The organism is Salinispora pacifica DSM 45544 (assembly GCF_000378845.1).
Classification (GTDB): domain Bacteria; phylum Actinomycetota; class Actinomycetes; order Mycobacteriales; family Micromonosporaceae; genus Micromonospora; species Micromonospora pacifica.
The window spans coordinates 97372-116763 of sequence record NZ_KB905359.1; the positions used below are offsets into that span (position 1 = coordinate 97372).

Sequence of the window (19392 nt, forward strand, 5' to 3'; positions counted from 1 at the left end):
GACGGATCACCTCGGCCGTTGCGCACCCGCCCCGCCGCAGGAAACGCGGCAATCCGCGAGAAGTCAGCCGGTCCGAAACCGGAACGTGGCGTTCGGTGCAACATCGCCGCGCAGCACGCCGTGCGGGTCGACCCGTTCCCGGACCCGGTCGACCGCCTCGACGCGCTCTGGGTCGAGGTGACCCTGGGGTTGGTCGAACGACTCCACGAACGACGGGACGGTGCCGCCGGTGTCCCAGGGCCGTAGCGCCTCCCGGACGACCTGACAGTGCCCACGGAGCGCGTCCACGGTGCGACCGTCCATCGGTACGCCCGAACCCGCGTACGAGTAGGCGGCGTCGAGCCGGTCCAACGCCCCACCCGCCGTCGCCGGTGTCGCGAACGCACCACCGAGCTGCCGCAGCCCGGCCGCGATCAGGGGCGAGCCGGAGCCTTCCGTGAGCACTCCCAACAGCCGTCCGATCCCCTCATCGTCCAGTTCTCGGAGCAGCAGGTGGTCGCCGATCACTGGCATCGGCTGGTCCGGGTCCATGTGTGCGCTCAGGACCCCCATGACATCCGTCAGCGCCCAGGTGTCCAGAACCGGCTCGGCCACGGCCCGCAGCGGATCCAGCAGTTCCCGCGCCACCGGGGCGGTCGGATCCTCATCGCAGACGACCGCACCATCCACGCTGACCATGACACCGTCGGAGAGCCCCAGCCGGTCCTCCGGCATCCGTGGCAGGTTCATCACCCGCAGTGAGGTGGTCGCGGTGTGGGGAGCCCGCATCGTCCAGTCCCGCCAGATCCGCAGCAGCCGCTCCGCGTGCTCGCCGCGCCACCAGGCCGCACCCGTGAACACCCGATGGACCGGCAGCATCTCCAGCTCCAACGCGGTCACCACGCCGAAGCCGCCCCCGCCGCCGCGCAGCGCCCAGAACAGCTCCCGGTCGGAGCCGGCGTCGACGTGGCGTAGTTCGCCGTCGGCGGTGACCAGATCCACCGAGCGGATCGTGTTGGCCGCGAGGCCGGTTGTCCGGCCGTAGAAGCTCAGCCCACCGCCGAGCGCGTAGCCGACCACGCCCACGGTGGGGGAGGAACCGTGCGCCACCGTCATGCCGTGCGGGGCGGTGGCGGCCACCACCTCGCCCCATCGGGAGCCGGCGGGCACCCGGACCGTGCCGCGTGCGCTGTCCACGGCCACCTCGTCCCGCAACTGGGTCCGGATGAGCAGGCCACCGCGGACGGGACGGGCGCCGGTGCTGCCGTGCCCGGTGGTGTGCACCCGCACCGGGAGTCGCCGCGCCGTGGCGTACCGCAGGGCGGCGCGGACCTCCGCCACCGAGGTGGCGGTCAGCGCGGCCGACGGCTCGGGTGCGCCGGCGAGGTTGAACACCTGCGTCGCCGAGGCGTATCCCGGGTCTCCCGGCCAGGTGACGTCCGGGTAGCTCCGGTTCGCTGACGTCATCGCTGCACCGCCTCCTGTGTCGGGACGACGACGTCGCGCCGTCCGCCGGCGCGACCCGGCCGGGCGGCGCTGCGGGGAGTTTCGACACCGCGGTGCGTTCCGGGCAACTTCCTCCGTGCCCGGCCCGTCCGGCTGCCGGTCAGCGGCCGAAGAGTACGCATCCTGAAAGAAGGGCGCCGCCGCGCGTGGTGTGAGACTGGCGATCACCTACGTCGATCCGACGTACCGGTAACGGCAGAGAGGCATCTCATGGACAGCGCTGTCGCTCCACCGATCCGCGCGGGCCGACGCGAGATAGTCGCGTTGACCGTACTGATGTTGCCCACCATCCTGGTGGCGCTCGACCGTAGCGTTCTCTATCTGGCTCTGCCGCACATCGGCGCGGACCTCGGCGCCAGCAGCCTTCAGCAGCTGTGGATCACCGACATTCACGACTTCATGATCGCCGGCTTGTTGGTCACCATGGGCACCCTCGGCGACCGGATAGGGCGCAAACGCCTGCTGTTCCTGGGCCTGGTCGGCTTCGCCGCGGCGAGCCTCTTCGCGGCCTACGCCACCAGCGCCGGCATGCTCATCGTCGCCCGTGCCCTGGTCGGCATCGCCGGCTCCACCATCATGCCGTCCACCATGGCGCTGATCAGCGCCATGTTCCGCGACCGGCGGCAGCACACCACGGCGATCGCGGTCTGGATGGGCTGTTTCACCGCCGGCACCGCCATCGGCCCGTTGATCGGTGGCGCGCTCATCGAGCACCTGTGGTGGGGTGCGGCGTTCCTGATCGGCGTGCCCGTCACCCTGTTGACCGTGTTGCTCGGGGCGCGGCTGCTCCCCGAACGCCGGAGCAGCGGTGCCGGCCGGGTCGACCTGGTCAGTGTCGCGATGTCGCTGCTGGCCGTACTGTCGCTGGTGTACGGGCTCAAGCAACTGTCCCGGACCGGCGTCGACGCCACGGTACTGACCACGGTAGCCGTGGGGATCGTCGCCGGGGTGCTGTTCGTGCTCCGGCAGCGTCGGCTCGCCAGCCCGTTGCTCGACGTACGGCTCTTCCGTAGCCGTGCCCTCAGCTCCGCGCTGGTGCTTACCCTCTGCGTCGGTGTGGTTTCCGGCACGATTCTCTTCGTCTACCTCTACCTGCAGACGGTCGCGGGACTTTCGCCGATGGCCACCGCCCTGTGGCTGTTGCCGTCAACACTCACCTCCGTGGTGGTCATCCAGATCGCCCCACTGGTGGTCCGGCGGATCAGGCCGGCGTTCGCCATCGCGGCCGGACTCGTCGTCCAGGCCGGCGGATACCTCCTCCTCACCCAGGTCGACAACAGTGGTCAGCTCGGCCTCCTGGTGACCGGCACGGTGGTGACCGGCATCGGCCTGGCTCCGTTGGCCGCACTCGGCGCCAGCCTGACCCTGCAATCCGCGCCGGCGGAGAAGGCCGGCTCCGCCGCCTCGCTGACCGAGACCTCCGGCGAACTCGGCATCGCGTTGGGTATCGCCACCATCGGTGTGTTCGGGACGGCCGCCTACCAAAACTCCATTCAGCTCGACCCGGCGTTGCCCGAATCGGTCGCCGCTGCCGCCCGTGACAGCGCGGCCGGCGCCTTCTCGGTGGCCGGCGGTCTCCCCGCGGAGCAATCCCAGCAGCTCTTCGCCGACGTCTTTGACGCGATCACCACCAGCCTGCACACCACGGCGCTGGCGAGCGCCCTGGTGGCGCTGGCCGCGGCGGTGGTGGCCGTCACGATGTTGCGGCATGTGCCGCCGAGTAGCCGTCCGTACCACGGGGACGGCGTCGAGCTGACCCCGCCGGCCCCGGGCCGGCCGGCGGACGTACCCGCGTCGGTCGAGCGGGACCCGGTCGGCTGAGTGCTCCGGGCCGGCGGGGGCAACACCGAAGATGCCCCCGCCGGCCCGGGGTGCCAGGCTGTCGAAGGGTTGTCGACGCCCGCCGCGCCAGCAACGAGACGAAGGACCAGAGCGATGACAATGGTCACGAGGGATCGCGAGCACCCGCCGACTCCGCCGCCCGAGCCCGACCTGACCCCGGAGGCACTGCTCGCCCGGGTCACCCAACTCGCCCCCGGCCTGACGGACCGGCAGGCCGAGACGGAGCGGCGGACCTTCTACGCCCCCGACGTCCACGAGGCGTTCACCCGAGCCGGGCTGTACCGCATCCTGGTGCCACGCCGGTACGGCGGCTATGAGTTCGGTGTCGACACGTTCTTCCGGGTGGCGATGACCCTGGCCCGCGCCTGCCCCTCCACGGGTTGGATGTACCTGTTCGGCGCGGCCCACGCGCTGCCGGTGGCGACACTGTTCGACCGCGCGGCGCAGGACGAGCTGTTCCGCGACGGCGACTTCATCTGCCCGTTGACCGTCGTGCCGAGCGGCACCGCGGAGCGCGCCGGGGACGGGCACTGGCGGATCACCGGCACCTGGGGCTACTGCTCCGGGGCGCCCTTCGCGACCCACTTCGCCGCACACACCCTCGTTCCTGGAGCGGATGGCGAGCCCGAGCCGATGCTCTTCGTGCTCCCACGTGAGCAGTGGGAACGGCTCGACGACTGGGGCGGTCAGCTGGGGCTGCGGGGTAGCGGGTCGCACAGCATCGTGGTGCGCGACGCGCTGGTGCCCGACCGGTTCACCCGACGGGTGCACCTGAGCCAGGTGTCGCCGGCCACCGACGCGCTCGGCCGGCAACTGCACGCGAGCCCCGAGTACGGCGGCGGCCAGCTCAGCTTCATGCTGTTGGAGCTGGGGGTGCTGGCGGCTGGCATGGCCCGTGGCGCGTTGGATGCGTACGAGGAACTGCTGCTGTCGCGCACGACCATCTACCCGCCGATCCACGACCGGGTCGACGATGCCGACTACCAGTTCCGGTACGCCGAAGCGCACGCCCTGATCGACACCGCCGAGGCTGCCGTCTTCGATGCGGTACGGCAGTGGCGCGAGCTGTGCGAGGACCCGGCGACGGTCACCCGGGCGGAGGAACTGCGGCTGGCCCTGGTGAGCCGGGAGGCGGCACGGCTCTGCTGGCGTGCCGTGGAGTCCCAGCTCTTCCCGACCGCGGGGTCCAGCGCGGTACGCCGGGGCGAGCGGATCGAGCGGGTGTGGCGAGACATGTCCATGATGCGTAGCCACGGCGGGCTCGGTGTCTTCCTGGCCCACCAGGCGAACCGTGAGTTCACCCGGGAGCGCTTCGGTCGCTGATGGTGCCTCGGGTGTTGGCCCGAGCGCCGAATCCGTGTGGCCCGGAGCGTCTGGCGTCGGCCACGGCGGCGAACGCCGGCGTGGCCGCGGTCTGCGGCGGGTGGTGACGTCGGCTGTCCATCCCGACGCCGGTCGGTCGACGTACCGCGCCGGACGCCCGTGGGGCCGGCTGGACGGGCTCGACCGTCGGCCGGTTCGCTGGACCGGCCGACGGTCGAGTGGGGTACGCCTACCGGGGCGCCGGGTCCGGAGTGGCCGGTCGGGCCGGCTGCGCGCCGGAGCTCGACCGACGCAGCGAGTGCCGTAGCACCCGCAGCGCGATCCCCGGGCGCATCAGTGCCTGCGGCGGATCCATCAGCCCCGCCACCCGCATGAACGCGTCGGTCACCTGGGCGTCTCGGGTAGCCGCGTACCGCAACCGGCCCAGGTAGGCGTTGGCCACTCGGATCTTGAGCGGGCGATCACCCTCCACCTCGGGGAAGTCGAGGTCTCCGCCGGCCGAGATGTCCCACGGAACGTCGATGATCCGGGCGAGGTCGGCGAAGAAGCGTCGCGGTTCGGGCGCGGCGGGCGAGCGCAGATGCTCGCGTAGCTGCATCGCCTCCAGGGCGGCCACCGACATACCCTGCCCGTAAACCGGGTTGAAGCTGCACACCGCGTCGCCGAGTACCAGCAGACCGTCGGGGAATCGGGAGAGCCGCTCGTACCGTCGCCGCACACTCGCCGGAAATGTGAAACAGACCGGGTCGTCCACGGGCTCCGCGTCCTTGACCGCCTCGAAGACCTCGGGCACGGGCAGCGTTCGACAGAACTCCAGGAAGCCCTCGGGATCGGTCGGCGGCCGGTCGCCCAGGATCCCGGTCAGCGACAAGATGCACAGATCCGGGCCGACCTGGCCGAAGAACGCGCCGCGGGGATGCGCCGGCGAGGCCACCGGGTTGATCGACTGGACCCCGTCGAACATCTCGGGGCGGGACCGGTAGAGGCGGGTGGTGTAGGCCAGGCCGATCTTCATCCGCTCGTCGAGAGGCCGCTCGTACCCCAGCCGCGCCAACCAGGATGGGGTGCGTGAGCCCCGGCCGGTGGTGTCGACCACCAGGTCGGCCTCGATCAGTTCCTCGTCGCCGCGGCCGTTCGCATCGCGTACCCGGATCCCCTGGACGCGTTCACCCCCCGCGTTCGTCTCCAGCCGCAGGACGTCGCAGTGTTCCCGGATCCGCACGTTGGGCAGCGCCGTGACCCGGGCCCGGACATGTTCCTCCAGCACCGGCCGCAGGGCCGTCACCGAAAGCAGGCCGGTGTGCGCGGGTCGGAGTTCCCGGGCGTCGAAGTACCAGCGCATCTCGCCGAGGTCACCGGTGGGGACCCCGGCGGCCCGCAGTTCGTCGGTCAGCCCGGGAAAGAGTTCCTCGAAGATGAGGTGGCCCCGGGCGTGCAGGCCGTGCGCGTGCCGGGTGTGTGGTGTTCCGCGGCGGGACTCGCGCACCCCGAGCACCTGGTCGCGGTCGACGACCACGACCCGTTCGTACGCCTCGGCGAGCACCCGGGCGGCCAGCAGGCCGGCCATGCTCGCCCCCATGACCACGGCACATCTGCGCGGAGCAGTGCTCATCGGATCCTCTCCCTTCTCGTGGCCCCGGCACCACCGGTGGCCCGCCCCGACCGGGCCACGTGCCGGCTGGGTAGTCCCTTGGACGCCTGCTCGTCGCGCACTGTTGGCATCACGTGCCCGCTCCGGCACCGGTGGCGGGCCGGGCGGCCGGTTGGCGGCCGTGCCACAGCACCCGGAGCAGCATGCCGGGGCGCATCAGCGCCTGCGGTGGCTCGACCAAACCGGCCACCCGCATGAAGGTCCGGGTGATCTGCCCGTCGTGGACGGCGGCGCGTTGCAGCCGGCCCATGTAGGCGTTCATCACCCGGATCTGGGTGGTGCGCTCGCCGGTCACCTCGGGGTAGCCCAGGTCGCCACCCGCCGAGATGCCCCACGCCACATCGATGGTCGAGGCGATGTCGGTGAAGAAGGCCGCCGGGTCCGGAACCGGACTGCGCTGCAGGTGCTCCCGTAGGGCGAGCGCCTCCAACGCGGCGACGGACATGCCCTGCCCGTAGACCGGGTTGAAGCTGCACACCGCGTCGCCGACGACCAGGAGGCCGCTCGGGAGACGGGTCAGCTGCTCGTACCGGCGGCGTACGCTGACCGGATAGCGGAACGCCACCGCCTCGTCGATCGGCTCCGCGTCGCGGACCAGGTCGTAGATGTCGGGCACGGGTAGTGACCGCGCCCAGGACAGGAAGCCTTCGGGGTCGGTGGGTGCCCGGTCGCCGAGCACTCCGGTGAGTGACAGGGCGCAGAGGCCGTCCTCGATTCGGGTGAAGAAGGCGCCGCGCGGGTGCGACGGGCTCGACACGGGGTTGATGGAGATGTCGCGGCCGAGCATCTCGTTCGAGCGCAGGCGGAACCGGCGGGTGGTGTAGGTCAGGTCGATCTTGACGCGTTCCTCGGCGGGACGGCTGTAGCCCAACTCGGAGAGCCAGACGGGGGTTCGGGAGCCTCGGCCGGAGGCGTCGATCACGAGATCAGCGTCGACGAGCTCGTCCTCGGAGGTCTCGACACCACCGACCCGCACGCCGGTGACTGTGCCGCCGTCGGCCGAGGTCAACAGGCCGAGGACCTGTTGGCGTTCGAGGAACTTGACGTTCGGCAGCTGCGCCACCGACTCGCGTACGTGTCGTTCCACCATCGGCCGGCTCGCCGCGACGCAGGTCAGTCCGGACGGTGCCGACCTCAGTCGGCGGCCGTGGAAGTACCAACGGACGGTGTCCGACAGGTCCGACAGTGGCGCGCCATCGGCGACCATCCGTTCGGTGAAGCCGGGCATCAGCTCCTCGATCACCTGCTGGCCCCGGGCCAACAGCCCGTGCACGTGGCTACCGTGCGGTACACCGCGCCGGGCCGAGGATCGGCCGGTCAGCTCGTCGCGGTCGACGACCACCACCTCGGCATAGACATCCGCGAGCACTCGCGCGGCGAGTAGGCCGGCGATGCTGCCGCCGATCACCACTGCGCGCTGCCTCGAAGTCAGACCCATGGAGTCACACCCTTCCGCGGGGGAACGTCCGGCGGCGCCACGGGTTCGCCGTTCCCGTCGTGGGGACGGGACAGCCGGGCGCCGAGCAACGGCCGGTGCCTGCCGCCCCAGCCGTTGTCACGGTCGCACCGACACGGGCGCGGGGACATCTCTGAGCTTGCCGAGCCGGTTCCGGGCGGAGGGGTCTGCGCACCTTCGGAGATGCCCGCCCGCGCCGTCCGGTGCTGCACTGGCTGCATCGGTACGCCTCGTGCGTACCCGTCTGCCCGAAACGAGTCCAACGTCGTCCTGGGAGCATCCATGCGCGTGCTGGTCGCCACCATTCCCCACCCGACCCACTCCTACCAGGTCATGCCCTACGCCCAGGCGTTACGCAACGCCGGACACGAAGTGTGCGTCGTGACCGCACCGGGCGGTGAGGACGACATCATCTCCGCCGGACTACCGGTGGTGTCGTTCGGCGAAATGGTGCCGCTGTCCCTGGCGAACTGGAAGAAGCACGGCCTGTTGCCGAGCCAGGAGATGCGCGAGCGGTTCGCTGATGCCTTCGCGCTGAACCCGGTCGAGCGTGACCACTGGGACGTCTTCTACCAGTACTACTCGTTGAACGCGCGATTCTTCTTGCCCCGTGAGGCCCGTCCGGACATCGACGGGATGGTCGAGTTCGCCCAGCGTTGGCAGCCCGACCTCGTGCTCTGGGAGTCCTGGTTCCCCCTGGGCGGCATAATCGCCCGTGCCTGCGGGGCTGCCCACTCCCGGCTGCTGCTCGGGCCGGACTACGGGGGCTGGTCGGTGGAGCTGTTCCAGGACCGGGGCAACCCGGCTGTCGCCGCGCTGGGCGGCAATCCTTTGGTAGAGGCGGTAACTCCGGTCGCGGACCGGTACGGGCTGAAGGTTGACGACGATCTGCTGCTCGGGCAGGTGACCGTCGATCCGTTGCCGGCGGAGCTGCGCCTGTCTCAGCGGTTGAACACCGTGCCGGTGCGGGGCATCCCCTACCACGGTGGTTGGCGGCTGCCGGAGTGGCTGCACGGCAGCCCGGAGAAGCCTCGGGTCGCCGTCTCGCTCGGGCTGTCCGTACGGCTGTGGCAGACCGGCGGCGACACCCGGGTACCGAAGATCATGGAAGCGGTTGACGGACTGGACATTGAGGTCGTCGCCACGCTGAGCGAGGGCCAGCTGGCCTCGACCCCCCGAGTGCCGGACAACGTCCGCGTGGTGGAGTTCGTGCCGCTGGCCCAGCTTCTGCCCAGCTGCTCGGCGATCGTCTACCACGGTGCGGGTGGCACCTTCCGCGCGGCCCAGGCCGCCGGCATCCCACAGATGATCATTGACACGGAGGAACCGCACCGGCAGATCTTCACCGGTGAGGGCGACGACATCCGGGTCAGCAACGCGGACCGGCATCAGGACTCGTGGTTCTGCTCGAAGTACATCACCGAGCGTGGGGCCGGCGTGCGGATGAACCACCAGCGGCAGTCCGCGGAGGAGATCCGCGCCCAACTGGTCAACCTGCTGGAGGATCCGTCGTACCGGCAGGGCGCCGAGCGGCTGCGTCAGGAGTGGCTCGCCAAGCCCAGCCCTGCCGAGATCATCCCTACGCTGACCGACCTCGTGCGGCGGTGAGGCGATGAGTCTGCCCGAGGTCACCGAACCGACGGTCGATCGGTCCGGGCCCTCCGCGCTCTCCCTGCAACAGGAGTTCCTCTACGGCCTGGACACGGGCGACGAGAGTGGATCCTTCGGCGCCAAGCACATTGCCTCAGCATGCTGGCGGCTGCGTGGCCCGTTGCGGGTCGACGTCCTGCAGACGGCGCTCGACGACCTGGTACGCCGGCACGAGATGCTGCGCACCGCCGTCGGCCGGGGTGCCGAGGCCGGGTCGCAGTGGGTTGTTGACGCGCGCCCGGTGCCCCTGACCGTCGAGAACATCGCCGCCCCGGCGGCCGCGCGGCGTGAGCTCCTGGCCCAGGAATTCCTGCATGCCGTGGAGTCCGGGCGCCACCCGGTGCGGGAGCTGCCGCATCTGCGGGCCTTCCTGGGCCGCTTCGCCGCCGACGACGCGGTACTCGTCCTGGTCGTGCACCATGTCGCCGGCGACGGGTGGTCGATGCGGGTGCTCGTCGAGGATCTGGCCCTGCGCTACGCACAGCTTTGCGACGCGTCAACCGAGAGCCTGCCCGTGGTACCGCAGTACCGCGACTTCGTGCGCGACCAGCGGGACTGGCTGACGGGGGCGGACCTCTCCGTGTCTCGCCGCTACTGGCGGGAGAAGCTGGCCGACGCCCGGTTCACCACGATCACCGCCGACCGGCCCGCCGTGGCCGGCGCCGTTGCGGCGTACACGGACCACCGCGCCCGGTTGGATGCGGACGTGACCGCCGCGACGCTGCGGCTGGCGCGAGCCAACCGGGCGTCGCCGTTCATGGCGTTCCTGGCGGCCTTCGCGGTGCTGCTGGGGAGGCGGGCGGAGACCGATGACGTGGTGGTGGGCAGCTTCAGCTCCGGCCGGAAGCTTGAGCGGTTCGCCCGGACGGTGGGCCCCTTCCTCAACTTCCTGCCGCTGCGCATCGACCTGTCGCGGTGCCGGACCTTCGTTGACGTGCTGCGGGAGACCCGGGCCACCTGCCTCGGCGCCTACACCCACGAGTTGCCCTTCCCGCTGGTCGAGGGGGAGGCGCCGCAGCTGATGACCGCCACCGCACCCGAACAGGACATCCTCGGCTTCGAGCTGCTGCAGTTTCCGGCCGGGCTGGAGGGCCGCCGGGTCGGCCACCTGGTCTACACCGAACTGCGGGAGCGTCTGCTGACGGCTCGGGACAGCTGCGACATCCCCAACGGGGGACTGTGGGCCCTCGACGTGCTCCCGTCCGGTGGCACTGTCAGCAGCCTCAAGCTGGACCGCCATCTGCACGACGACGCGTCGGTGGAGGCCCTGGCAGCCGAGTTCGCCCACCTGCTCGGGGAGATGGTGGAACGGCCGGAGGCGCTGCTGCCGTCCAACTGACCCGCCGAACAGCTGTGGGGCAGGTACACCGTCTGGTGTACCTGCCCCACAGCTCGGTTCAGCGGACCCGGCTGCCCGTACCGGACGCTGCCGTCCGGGGTCGTCCGGAGCCGGCCCCGCGGAGCAGATCCGCGGCGCGTTCGGCCATCGCCATCACCGGGGCGTTGGGGTTGCCACGGATCAGCGTGGGCATCACCGAAGCGTCCACCACCCGCAGGCCGTCCACCCCCCGGACCCGCAGTTCCTCGTCGAGCACGGTGCCGATGGCGCAGGTGCCGGAAGGGTGGAACAGAGTCTGGGTGTTGCGCCGGATGAACTGGCGCAGTTCGGCGGTGGATTCCGACGACGGCACCCGGTACGGCTGTTCGGTGTAGGGCGCGAGCGTCTTCTGCCGCGCCACCTCCAGGGCGATGCGCAACCCTCGCACCATGCCGTCGAGGTCCTCGGGCTCGGTGTAGTAGCCGTGTCGGATCCGGGGCTTGGTGGTCGGAGCGGGGGAGGCGAGGGTCACCGAGCCCCGGCTGCGCGGGGTGAGCAGACAGGGCCCGTACGACAGTGCGTGCGCCGTCGGCGCATCCAGGCCGCCGTCCAGCAACATGAGCGGGGACGCGTGGAACTGCACGTCCGGCGCGGGCAGCCCGCCACGGGTGCGGACGAAGCCCCCGGTCTCCGGAACGTTGGAGGTCAGCGGCCCACGCCGGTGCTCGGCGTACTCACGCAGGTGTTCATCGTCGAACGCGGTCAACAGACTGAACGGCTGTTGATGGGTGAAGACCAGGTTGACCGCCGGGTGGTCCTGCAGGTTGCGCCCTACTTCCGGCTGCTCGACCAGCACCGGGATGCCCAGTGGGGCCAGGACGGCCGGGTCGCCGATGCCGGAGAGCATCAGCAGCTGCGGCGAGTTGTAGGCCCCGGCACAGACGATGACCTCGCGCTGCGCCTCGAGGCGAACCGTCTCGTCGAGTCGGTCCCCGACGACGCCGACGGCGCGTCCGCTGGCGAACAGGATCCGGTGCACCTGTACGTGCGTCACGACCTCGAGGTTGGGCCGACCGGCGGCCGGATGCAGGTACGCGGTGGCACTGCTGCACCGTCGCCCGTCACGCTGCGTCAGCTGGTACCGGCCGAAGCCGTCCTGCTGGTCGGCGTTGAAGTCGTCATTGCTGGGGAAGCCCGCCTCCACGGCCGCGTCAACGAACGCCGTGGCGATCGGATTGTTTGACCGACTGTCGGCCACGGCGAGGGGCCCGCCCACGCCGTGGTGCACCGACGGCCCGCGCTCGTTGTCCTCCGCGCGCAGGAAGTACGGCAGCAGGTCGGCGAAGCCCCACCCGGGTTGCCGCCAAGCGTCGTAGTCCAGCGGGTTGCCGCGCATGTACACCATGCCGTTCAGGGCGCTGGTGCCCCCGAGGACCCGCCCCCGGGGCAGGTAGAGCCGTCGGCCCGTGAGCTCAGGCTCATCGTGGGTGTCGTAGTCCCAGTCGAGCCGGGTGCGGAACAGTTGTCCGGCGCCCAGCGGTAGGTGGATGTTCTCGTCGGTGTCCGGCGGCCCGGCCTCGACCAGGCAAACCCGCACGTCCGGATCCTCGCTGAGCCGGGCGGCGAGCACGCACCCCGCGGATCCGCCGCCGACGATGACGTAGTCGTACATCTCATCCCTTCAGGTCGGGCGGGTCTACCTACCGACGGTGCCGTCGGGCCGCAGCCGCGAGATCACGTCGGAGAGTGCTTCGGTCGTCCGGCGGACCTCCTCGCGACTGATCACCAGGGGCGGCGACAGGACGACCGTGGGGCCGTACTCACGGAGGATGATCCGGTGCGCGTGGCGCATCTCGGCAGTGACCGCGCCGGCCATGACGGGAGTACGGTCGTTCGGGCCGGCGACGAGCTCGATGCCCGCCGTCGCCCCCTCGATCCGGATGTCGCCGACCATCGGCAGCTCGAGCAGCGCGGGCAGGTCCTCGCGGAACCACTCGGCCACCAGGTGCGCCTGGTCGATGAGACCCTCCTTCTCCAGCACCTCGAGGTTGGCCAGGGCCACCGCGCAGCAGGTCGGGTGCGCGGAGTAGGTGTGGCCGTGGAAGAAGTAGTCGGCCGCCGCCGTCTCGGCGACCGTGTCTCGGAACAGGACCGCGCCCAGGGGTGCGTAACCGCTGGTGAGGCCCTTCGCCGTGACGATGATGTCCGGTGCCATCCCGCGGCCGGGGGAGTCCAGCCACGCGCCGGTACGGCCGAACGCCGTCACCACCTCGTCGGCGATCAGCAGGATCCCGTGCTGGTTGAGTAGTTCCCGTACCCGCGGCCAGTAGTCGGCGGGCGGGACGAGGATCCCTCCGCCGCCCATCACCGGCTCGCCGATCATGGCTGCCACTCGCCCCGGACCCAGCTCCTGGATGGTGGTCTCCAGTTCCCGGATCAGGAAGTCGGTGGGATCCTCACCGCCGTACATCTCCTCGGCCCGGTACGGATACGGCGGGGAAACCTTCGCCACGTGCGGCAGATTGGGGCCCACCCCCTCCTGCATGGGCGGGAATCCGGTGGTGGTCCCGCTGCCGTAGGTGGCGCCGTGGTAGGCCAGACTGCGGGAGATGATCCAGGTGCGGTCCGGCTCGCCGCGGTGATGGTGGTACAGCCGCGCGGCCTTGATGGCTGTCTCCACCCCCTCGGACCCGCTACCGGTGAAGAAGACCCGGTTCATGTCGTCCGGCGCCAACGCTGCCAGCCGTTCGGCCAGTCGGACCGACTTGTCGTTGGAGAAGCCGAAGAAGCCGGAGAAGTACGCGAGGTCGCGCAACTGCTCGGCGCCGGCCTCCACCACCTCGGTGCGGCCGTACCCGATCTGGCAGGCCCAGTTGCCGGCGCCCGAAACGTCGAGGAAGTCACGCCCGCGGGTGTCCCGAACGGTGCAACCCGTCCCGCTGACGATGACGGTGCGCTCGGTGTCTGCCTTGGACTGGTGGGGGTGCACCAGATGCCGCCGGTCCAGATCCTCCAGCGGGTTCGCCGACATCGCGGGTGTCGTCTGCGTTTCTGCCGTGGTCACGACGAGCCCCTCTCGCATTCGCCTGGTGAGGTTGCAGCCGGATCGGCTGCTCGTTCATCGTCGTACGGGACGAAGGCGAAAGCGTCTCCTCAAATGCGCTATAAGGGATCTTCGGCAGAAGATTCCCGACTAAGCTGTCCATTATGGTCTCGGTCGGCCGGACGTAGCGTCAGGGCGACCGCGCCGGTGGCGAAGCGGACCTGGTCGATCAGACGTAGCTTCAGCCGGCGCGGGAAGATAGCCAGCCCGGCGCCGAGGGCGACCGGATGAACTATCAACCGGTACTCGTCCACCAGACCGGCGTCCACGAGACCACGGACGAAGCCCGCCCCGCCGGGCACCAGCACATGCCTGCCCGGCAGCCGCTTCAGCCGCGCGATCTCCGTGGCCGGATCGCCCGTGGCCAACCGGGAGTTGCGCCAGGACAGCCGCTCGAGTGTCCGCGAGAAGACGATCTTCTCGGCCGCATTGAGCAGGGGGGCGAGACCTTCGGTCGACCGCGGCCAGTGTGCCGCCTGCTCCAGGTAGTTCACCCGACCGATGAGCTGGGTGTCCGTCTCCTGAATCGTCTCCCTGACCCACGCCAGGGTGGCATCGTCGAACTGCGGGAAGATCCACTCCAGGTCATGGTCGGTGGTAGCGACGAAGCCGTCCAGGGACACCGACATCTGGACGATCACCTTGCGCATGTGGTCTCTTTCTCCCCACGGCTGTCGCGCGGCGGTACGCCACGCGACAGCCGGACCGGGTCAGGGCAGCAGGTCCCGCCAGAAGTCGACGGAGTGGTCTTGCCGGAAGGGGACCTGACGGATACCGTCCGGCCCCGGCGCCAACTGCTGCGCGGTGTCGGCGCCCCGGTGACTGCGCGGCCAGCGGGGGAGGCCCGGACCGTTCGGATTACCGGTGCGGGCGAAGCGCGCCCAATAGGCGATCATCGTGTCGGACAGCTGGCGCTGCGCTGGGGTCAGCTGCCGTCCGGCGAAGTACGTGGTGTCGAAGAGGTACTGCACCTCGGAGTCCTGGAACGAGCCGGTCGGGAAGCTCGGCAGCGGGGTGTTGGCGTACCAGGGCGCGTCGGGATCCGCGAACTCGTACGTGTAGGTGGGGACGCGGTGGCGGACGAGCAGGTCGACGGTGTCCGTCAACGGGCGGGCGAGCAACGCGTCGGTGGCCAGGGCCGACCACGCCACGCTGGGAACGCCGTACCGGTCCAGCGGGTAGCGCTCCAGCACCTTCTGCTCATCGGCGGCGCCGACGAGGTTGCGGACCCGCTGCACGTAGCCCTCGGGTGTCAGCGGCGGAAAGCCGTATGCCTCAAGGAAGGCGTCCGAGGTGCGGTAGGCGTCTCGGTTCACACCCAGCATCATCGGGACCCGGGCAGTACGCCCGGCCCGGATCGCGCTGACGGGGTCGACCGGGAGTACCCCACCGCCGCCGAAGACCGGCGTGAAGACGAGGTACTCCGCCTTGCCCAGCAGCTCGTCGGCGGGCTTGGCTCGTAGGCAGGCGGACACCGTGGCCGGGTCGACGCAGCCCACCGAGGCGGCGAACTCGCGCCCGCGGGCCTCTGCCTCGGCCCGTGGGCGTGGCAGCCCGAGTGGCTGTGGGTCCAGCGAGCCGTCCGGCTTCGGCACGTCGTTGAGGGTGCACGGATTGCTCATGGTGATCGCGCGATGGAACAGCCCGGCCGCACCCGGTGCCGCCAGTTGGACACAGACGCTGCGTCCTCCCGACCACTGCCCGAAGATGGTGACGTTGCGCGGATCCCCGCCGAACGCGGCGGCGTTGCGACGTACCCACCGCAGCGCGGCCTGCTGGTCCTCCACGCCGAAGTTGCCGGAGCGGTGCCGTGCCCCACCCCCGTCGAGTTCCGGGAGGGTGAGGAAACCGAGTACGCCGACCCGGTAGTTGATGGTTACCACGATGACATCGCCCTGCACGGCCAGCCGGGTGGGCGTCGTCTCTGTTCCGGAGCCGCCGGTGAACCCGCCAGGGTGGAACCAGAGCATGACCGGCTTCGGTCCGCCCGGTCGGCGGGGGGTGGTCACGTTGAGGAAGAGGCAGTCCTCGCTCTCCCCGCTGAGATACGGCGGGAGCGGCAACTGTGTGCACCGCTGCCCGGGCCGGGTGGCGTCCCGGGGGGTGTTCCAGGGGGTGACCGGCCGCGGCGAGGCCCAGCGCAGTTCACCGACGGGCGGTGCCGCGTACGGAATGCCGAGGAACTCGCGACGGGTCTCGGTGACGGTGCCGCGCACCACTCCGGATTCGGTGCGGACCAGGGCGGGATCGCCACCCCGGGCCTGTGCGGTGGGTACCGACAGCGGTGCGACGACCAGCGCGGCGGTCGCCAGCACGGCCGCCAGCTGGCGGCGGGGTGACCACAGTCGTCGGAGGGCGGACAGGCGTGTCATGGGATCCTTCCAGTCGCCTTGGGCATCAGCGGTTGAGGCGCACGACGTTCTCGAGGTCGGTGCCGGAGTAGCTCTCGGCGCCGGTGAAGTACTCGATCCGCAATGCCTCCGGCGTGACCGGAGAACCGGACTCGACTGCTGTGTTGTACGCGTCGAGCAGCTGCTGCGCGGCGTCGCTGGCCGCGGCGAACCGCTCCTCGGCATCGGCGCCGTGCAGCACGTCGCGCATGGCCCGGGTCATGAGGTCCTGGGCTCGGGCGAACTCACCGAACTGGGCACCGTGCGACGGCGGCCACACCTCGTGCCCGGTCTCGGGATGCAGCCGGAGGGCATCCGTGGCGGCGCGGTGGTACGGGTGCTGGTCGAACCAGCCCTCCTGCTCCAGCAGGTCGAAGGCGGAGTGGGTGAGCGGCAGGAAGCTGCTCACCCGGTGCCGCTCGGCGGCGTTGCGCGGGTTGTGAACGAACTGCAGGAAGGCCAGTGCCCCGTCCCGGGTGACCGGATCCAGCCGGTCCGCCAGCCAGAACGAGCTGCCGGCGATGGCGTTGCCGACGAACGGCATCTCCTCCTGGCGGGGGAACGGGCCGGCCACGAGGCCGATACCCTGGGCCCGAGCTGCCTCGGCCATGTAGCTGACGTCGTTGGAGGAGCTGATCCGCAGGCCGGTCCGGCGGTCGGCGAATGCCTGGAAGGTGCCCTGCCAGTCCGGGATCCCCCCGGTGTGCAGGTAGTGGCCGGCGTCGTGCAGCTGACGCCACCAGTTGACCCAGCGGAGCATCTCCGGGGAGCGAAGGTCGATCTGTCGGGCTCGACCGGCCCGCCCGTTGGCATTGTCGGTCAGCCGCCCGCCCTGGCTGGCCAGTGCCTGTTGGAAGAACATGCCGTGGTTGGACCAGGTGATGCCGTGCGACGGCCCGCCGTCGAGTTCGGTCAGCGCCGCGCAGGCCGCCTCCACCTCCTTCCACGTGGCCGGCAGCCGGGTCAGGCCGGCCCGCTCCAGCAGGTCGGTGTTCGCGTACAGCAGACTCGTCGTGACGATCGAGGGCATGGACGTCAGGTCGTCCCGCAGCGTGTAGTAGTCGCGTGCCGCCGGCACGATGTCGTCGATCACCACAGGCTCGCCGAGGATCTCGTCCCGGCCGTCTATCGCCCGCTGGACCGAAGTCCACTGCGGGCTTCCGTCCGGGGCCCGGGTGTCGCGCGCCGCCTGACTCAGGTAGAAGTAGTACTCCGCGATCGCGGGACCGCGGCCCTCGGCGACCGCCCGCGCGACCTGCTGGGGGCCGGTGAAGAAGTCCAGGCCGCGTAGCGCGACCGTGTAACGCGGATGGGCCTGCTCGAACTCCGCGGCCTTGCGGGTCCACCAGTCCATGTAGCCGGGAAAGGTCAGGTCCGACACCCAGATGTCGAGGACCGTCGTGCTGCTCATGTGATCGTCTCCCTGTCGCCGGGCGCGCGTGGGGCCAACTGCCCCAGGTTCTCAGCCGGTAATGGGCCGGGCATCTCCCTCCGTGCGGTGCGTGAACCGGCCGTAGCGCATGCCAGGAGATGCGTCCGCGACGGCACGGTGCCGAGAGTGAAGGACGCCGGCGGTCCGGACCGGCCCCTGTTGGAAAGGCTTGCCATGCTTCGATCCGAGACCTTCACGGCGAACGACGACCTGGTCGACGACTTCGTCGATGCATCCCGCGACGAGCTCGCATCCTGCTTCGTCCGGCTTGTCGAGAGGGCCTGGGCCGACGGTGCGGTGCGCCCTGGCGCGGTACCGCTCACCCGCCGCCTGGTCGAGCTCCTGCCCGACCTCGACGACGACCGTCAGGGCAGGGTCGCGATCCTGTTCGGTCTGCTCCTCGAAGCCGGCGGCGGCACCGATGCGACCGAGGTACGTCACGTGGTGGCCGAGGGGTTCGACAGTTACCTCGACCAGTGGACGCGCAGCACCCCTGGCCAGCCCCGATACCTCGCACTGCTCTATCTGCTGGCCCACTTCCCGGACCGCCGTGACCCGGTGCTCGGCGCCGCCACCGGCCTCGACCCGGACGACGCGTCGAGACTGGACCGAGCCCTGCAGCGCCTGGACCCGGCCCGACCTGACGTGGGCCGGGCGTTTCCCTACCCGGAGGCATGGGAGCTCGACGAGGACGAGCGCGCCTTCGACCGGGACTGGATCGGCCGGCTGACGCCGGCGGAGGCCCAACTGCACTGGACGAACGACACCGAGACGGTGCTTGGCCATCTCGGCGCCAAGGCGTACTGGGCGGTCCTGAACGGGGCACCGGTACCCTTCGTTCCCGCCCCGGCGTCCGCTCGCGCCGGGGGGACTCCGCCGGCACCGGCCGACGCGCCGTTGTTCGCGCCGCACCTCGACGCCCTGCGCTGCCCGCACTGCCACGGCCAACTGACGCAGCGGGCCACGTCACTGTCCTGTGTCGGTTGCGGTCGCAGCTACCCGGCTCCCGGCGGCATCCTCGACCTGACCGGTACGGGCACCGATGTCGACCGCTCCGACGACTTCCTGTTCAAGCTCGCCGAGATGCCCACGATGGGCTACTTCTACGAGACGTACGCCCGACCGAACTTCCTGCGCCTGTGCGGGGCGAACTGGGACGCCCGGGTGACGCCGGAGATCGAGGACGCCCACATCAGCGAGCACGTACGCCCGGTGGAGGGCCCGGTCCTCGATCTCGCCGCCGGGGCCGGCCGCTGGACCTCGGTGCTGGCGCAGGCGGTCGGCGCGGAGCGCGTCATCGCCCTCGATCTCGGCCTGCCGATGCTGGCCGCCCTGCGCGAACGGCTGCCCGCGGTGCCGGCGGTCCTGACCGGCGCGGACATGTTGCCGTTCGGCGACGCGACGCTCGGCGCGGTGCTGTGCTGGAACGCGCTGCAGGCGTTCCCCGCGCAGGCGCCGGCGGCCATCGCCGAGGTAGGCCGATGTCTACGGCGAGGTGGAACTTTCACCTTGCTCACGTTCGGCAACTCGGACGACCCGGTCTACCGATACTTCGTCGGTCGGCACCACTTTCCGCAGCACGCGGCCGGGCTGCACCTGTTCGACCACGCGGATGTCCGGCGGTGGATCGCCGCGGCGGGGATGAGGATCCGGGACGAGTGGACACCCGGATCCTTCATCATCATGACCGCCGAACGGGTTGGTTGAGCGCAGTGGTGTTCCTCCCGCCCACCGACCGGTAG

Annotated in this window: 13 protein-coding genes; 5 read left to right on the plus strand and 8 right to left on the minus strand. The window is 70.6% G+C overall.

From position 1 onward, the window contains the following. Positions 1 to 63: 63 nt before the first annotated feature. Entirely contained in the window at positions 64 to 1446 is a 1383-nt protein-coding gene (locus SALPAC3_RS0100345; protein WP_018219270.1) for an FAD-binding oxidoreductase, read from the minus strand. Between the two features lie 249 nt (positions 1447 to 1695). Here SALPAC3_RS0100345 and SALPAC3_RS0100350 point away from each other — a divergent pair, with 249 nt between their 5' ends. Both SALPAC3_RS0100350 and SALPAC3_RS0100355 read left to right on the plus strand, forming a co-directional pair. Then, positions 1696 to 3306 carry an MFS transporter gene (locus tag SALPAC3_RS0100350; protein WP_018219271.1) on the plus strand — a complete coding sequence of 537 codons (1611 nt, stop codon included), beginning with the start codon at positions 1696 to 1698 and terminating at the stop codon, positions 3304 to 3306. 120 nt (positions 3307 to 3426) lie between these two features. Beyond that, positions 3427 to 4650 (plus strand): acyl-CoA dehydrogenase family protein, encoded by a 1224-nt coding sequence (locus tag SALPAC3_RS0100355; protein WP_018828006.1) that lies wholly within the window; start codon positions 3427 to 3429, stop codon positions 4648 to 4650. A gap of 229 nt (positions 4651 to 4879) precedes the next feature. On the opposite strand, the gene SALPAC3_RS0100360 is transcribed toward SALPAC3_RS0100355, so the two are convergent. Together SALPAC3_RS0100360 and SALPAC3_RS0100365 are read right to left on the minus strand one after the other, a co-directional pair. Then, on the minus strand, positions 4880 to 6262 hold the full coding sequence (locus SALPAC3_RS0100360) for an FAD-dependent oxidoreductase (protein WP_033774789.1): 1383 nt from the start codon (positions 6260 to 6262) through the stop codon (positions 4880 to 4882). A gap of 109 nt (positions 6263 to 6371) precedes the next feature. Further along, positions 6372 to 7739, minus strand: a complete 1368-nt coding sequence (locus tag SALPAC3_RS0100365) for an FAD-dependent oxidoreductase (protein WP_033774791.1) — start codon at positions 7737 to 7739, stop codon at positions 6372 to 6374. 300 nt (positions 7740 to 8039) lie between these two features. On the opposite strand from SALPAC3_RS0100365, the gene SALPAC3_RS0100370 reads away from it, so the two are divergent. Together SALPAC3_RS0100370 and SALPAC3_RS0100375 are read left to right on the plus strand one after the other, a co-directional pair. After that, positions 8040 to 9365, plus strand: coding sequence for a nucleotide disphospho-sugar-binding domain-containing protein (locus SALPAC3_RS0100370; RefSeq protein ID WP_018219275.1), 1326 nt, complete (start codon positions 8040 to 8042; stop codon positions 9363 to 9365). A 4-nt stretch (positions 9366 to 9369) separates the two neighbouring features. After that, complete coding sequence (locus tag SALPAC3_RS0100375) at positions 9370 to 10746, plus strand: condensation domain-containing protein (RefSeq protein WP_018219276.1); 1377 nt, start codon at positions 9370 to 9372, stop codon at positions 10744 to 10746. Between the two features lie 58 nt (positions 10747 to 10804). On the opposite strand, the gene SALPAC3_RS0100380 is transcribed toward SALPAC3_RS0100375, so the two are convergent. The 5 genes from SALPAC3_RS0100380 to SALPAC3_RS0100400 form a co-directional block, all read right to left on the minus strand. Further along, positions 10805 to 12397 carry a GMC family oxidoreductase gene (locus SALPAC3_RS0100380; protein ID WP_018219277.1) on the minus strand — a complete coding sequence of 531 codons (1593 nt, stop codon included), beginning with the start codon at positions 12395 to 12397 and terminating at the stop codon, positions 10805 to 10807. Positions 12398 to 12421: 24 nt separating this feature from the next. Continuing rightward, positions 12422 to 13789, minus strand: coding sequence for an aminotransferase family protein (locus tag SALPAC3_RS0100385; protein WP_026185113.1), 1368 nt, complete (start codon positions 13787 to 13789; stop codon positions 12422 to 12424). Positions 13790 to 13887: 98 nt separating this feature from the next. After that, a complete protein-coding gene (locus tag SALPAC3_RS0100390; protein ID WP_018219279.1) occupies positions 13888 to 14478 on the minus strand; it encodes a dihydrofolate reductase family protein in 591 nt (196 codons plus the stop codon). Between the two features lie 60 nt (positions 14479 to 14538). Beyond that, on the minus strand, positions 14539 to 16200 hold the full coding sequence (locus SALPAC3_RS0100395) for a carboxylesterase/lipase family protein (RefSeq protein WP_018219280.1): 1662 nt from the start codon (positions 16198 to 16200) through the stop codon (positions 14539 to 14541). Between the two features lie 25 nt (positions 16201 to 16225). Then, on the minus strand, positions 16226 to 17629 hold the full coding sequence (locus tag SALPAC3_RS0100400) for an ABC transporter substrate-binding protein (protein WP_018219281.1): 1404 nt from the start codon (positions 17627 to 17629) through the stop codon (positions 16226 to 16228). 195 nt (positions 17630 to 17824) lie between these two features. On the opposite strand from SALPAC3_RS0100400, the gene SALPAC3_RS0100405 reads away from it, so the two are divergent. After that, complete coding sequence (locus SALPAC3_RS0100405) at positions 17825 to 19357, plus strand: class I SAM-dependent methyltransferase (RefSeq protein WP_018219282.1); 1533 nt, start codon at positions 17825 to 17827, stop codon at positions 19355 to 19357. Positions 19358 to 19392 lie beyond the last annotated feature (35 nt).

Bases quoted from the DNA above. Each gene is read 5' to 3' on its own strand.
- SALPAC3_RS0100345 (WP_018219270.1), bottom strand. From the start codon at position 1,446: ATGACGTCAGCGAACCGGAGCTACCCGGACGTCACCTGGCCGGGAGAC.
- SALPAC3_RS0100350 (WP_018219271.1), top strand. From the start codon at position 1,696: ATGGACAGCGCTGTCGCTCCACCGATCCGCGCGGGCCGACGCGAGATA.
- SALPAC3_RS0100355 (WP_018828006.1), top strand. From the start codon at position 3,427: ATGGTCACGAGGGATCGCGAGCACCCGCCGACTCCGCCGCCCGAGCCC.
- SALPAC3_RS0100360 (WP_033774789.1), bottom strand. From the start codon at position 6,262: ATGAGCACTGCTCCGCGCAGATGTGCCGTGGTCATGGGGGCGAGCATG.
- SALPAC3_RS0100365 (WP_033774791.1), bottom strand. From the start codon at position 7,739: ATGGGTCTGACTTCGAGGCAGCGCGCAGTGGTGATCGGCGGCAGCATC.
- SALPAC3_RS0100370 (WP_018219275.1), top strand. From the start codon at position 8,040: ATGCGCGTGCTGGTCGCCACCATTCCCCACCCGACCCACTCCTACCAG.
- SALPAC3_RS0100375 (WP_018219276.1), top strand. From the start codon at position 9,370: ATGAGTCTGCCCGAGGTCACCGAACCGACGGTCGATCGGTCCGGGCCC.
- SALPAC3_RS0100380 (WP_018219277.1), bottom strand. From the start codon at position 12,397: ATGTACGACTACGTCATCGTCGGCGGCGGATCCGCGGGGTGCGTGCTC.
- SALPAC3_RS0100390 (WP_018219279.1), bottom strand. From the start codon at position 14,478: ATGCGCAAGGTGATCGTCCAGATGTCGGTGTCCCTGGACGGCTTCGTC.
- SALPAC3_RS0100395 (WP_018219280.1), bottom strand. From the start codon at position 16,200: ATGACACGCCTGTCCGCCCTCCGACGACTGTGGTCACCCCGCCGCCAG.
- SALPAC3_RS0100400 (WP_018219281.1), bottom strand. From the start codon at position 17,629: ATGAGCAGCACGACGGTCCTCGACATCTGGGTGTCGGACCTGACCTTT.
- SALPAC3_RS0100405 (WP_018219282.1), top strand. From the start codon at position 17,825: ATGCTTCGATCCGAGACCTTCACGGCGAACGACGACCTGGTCGACGAC.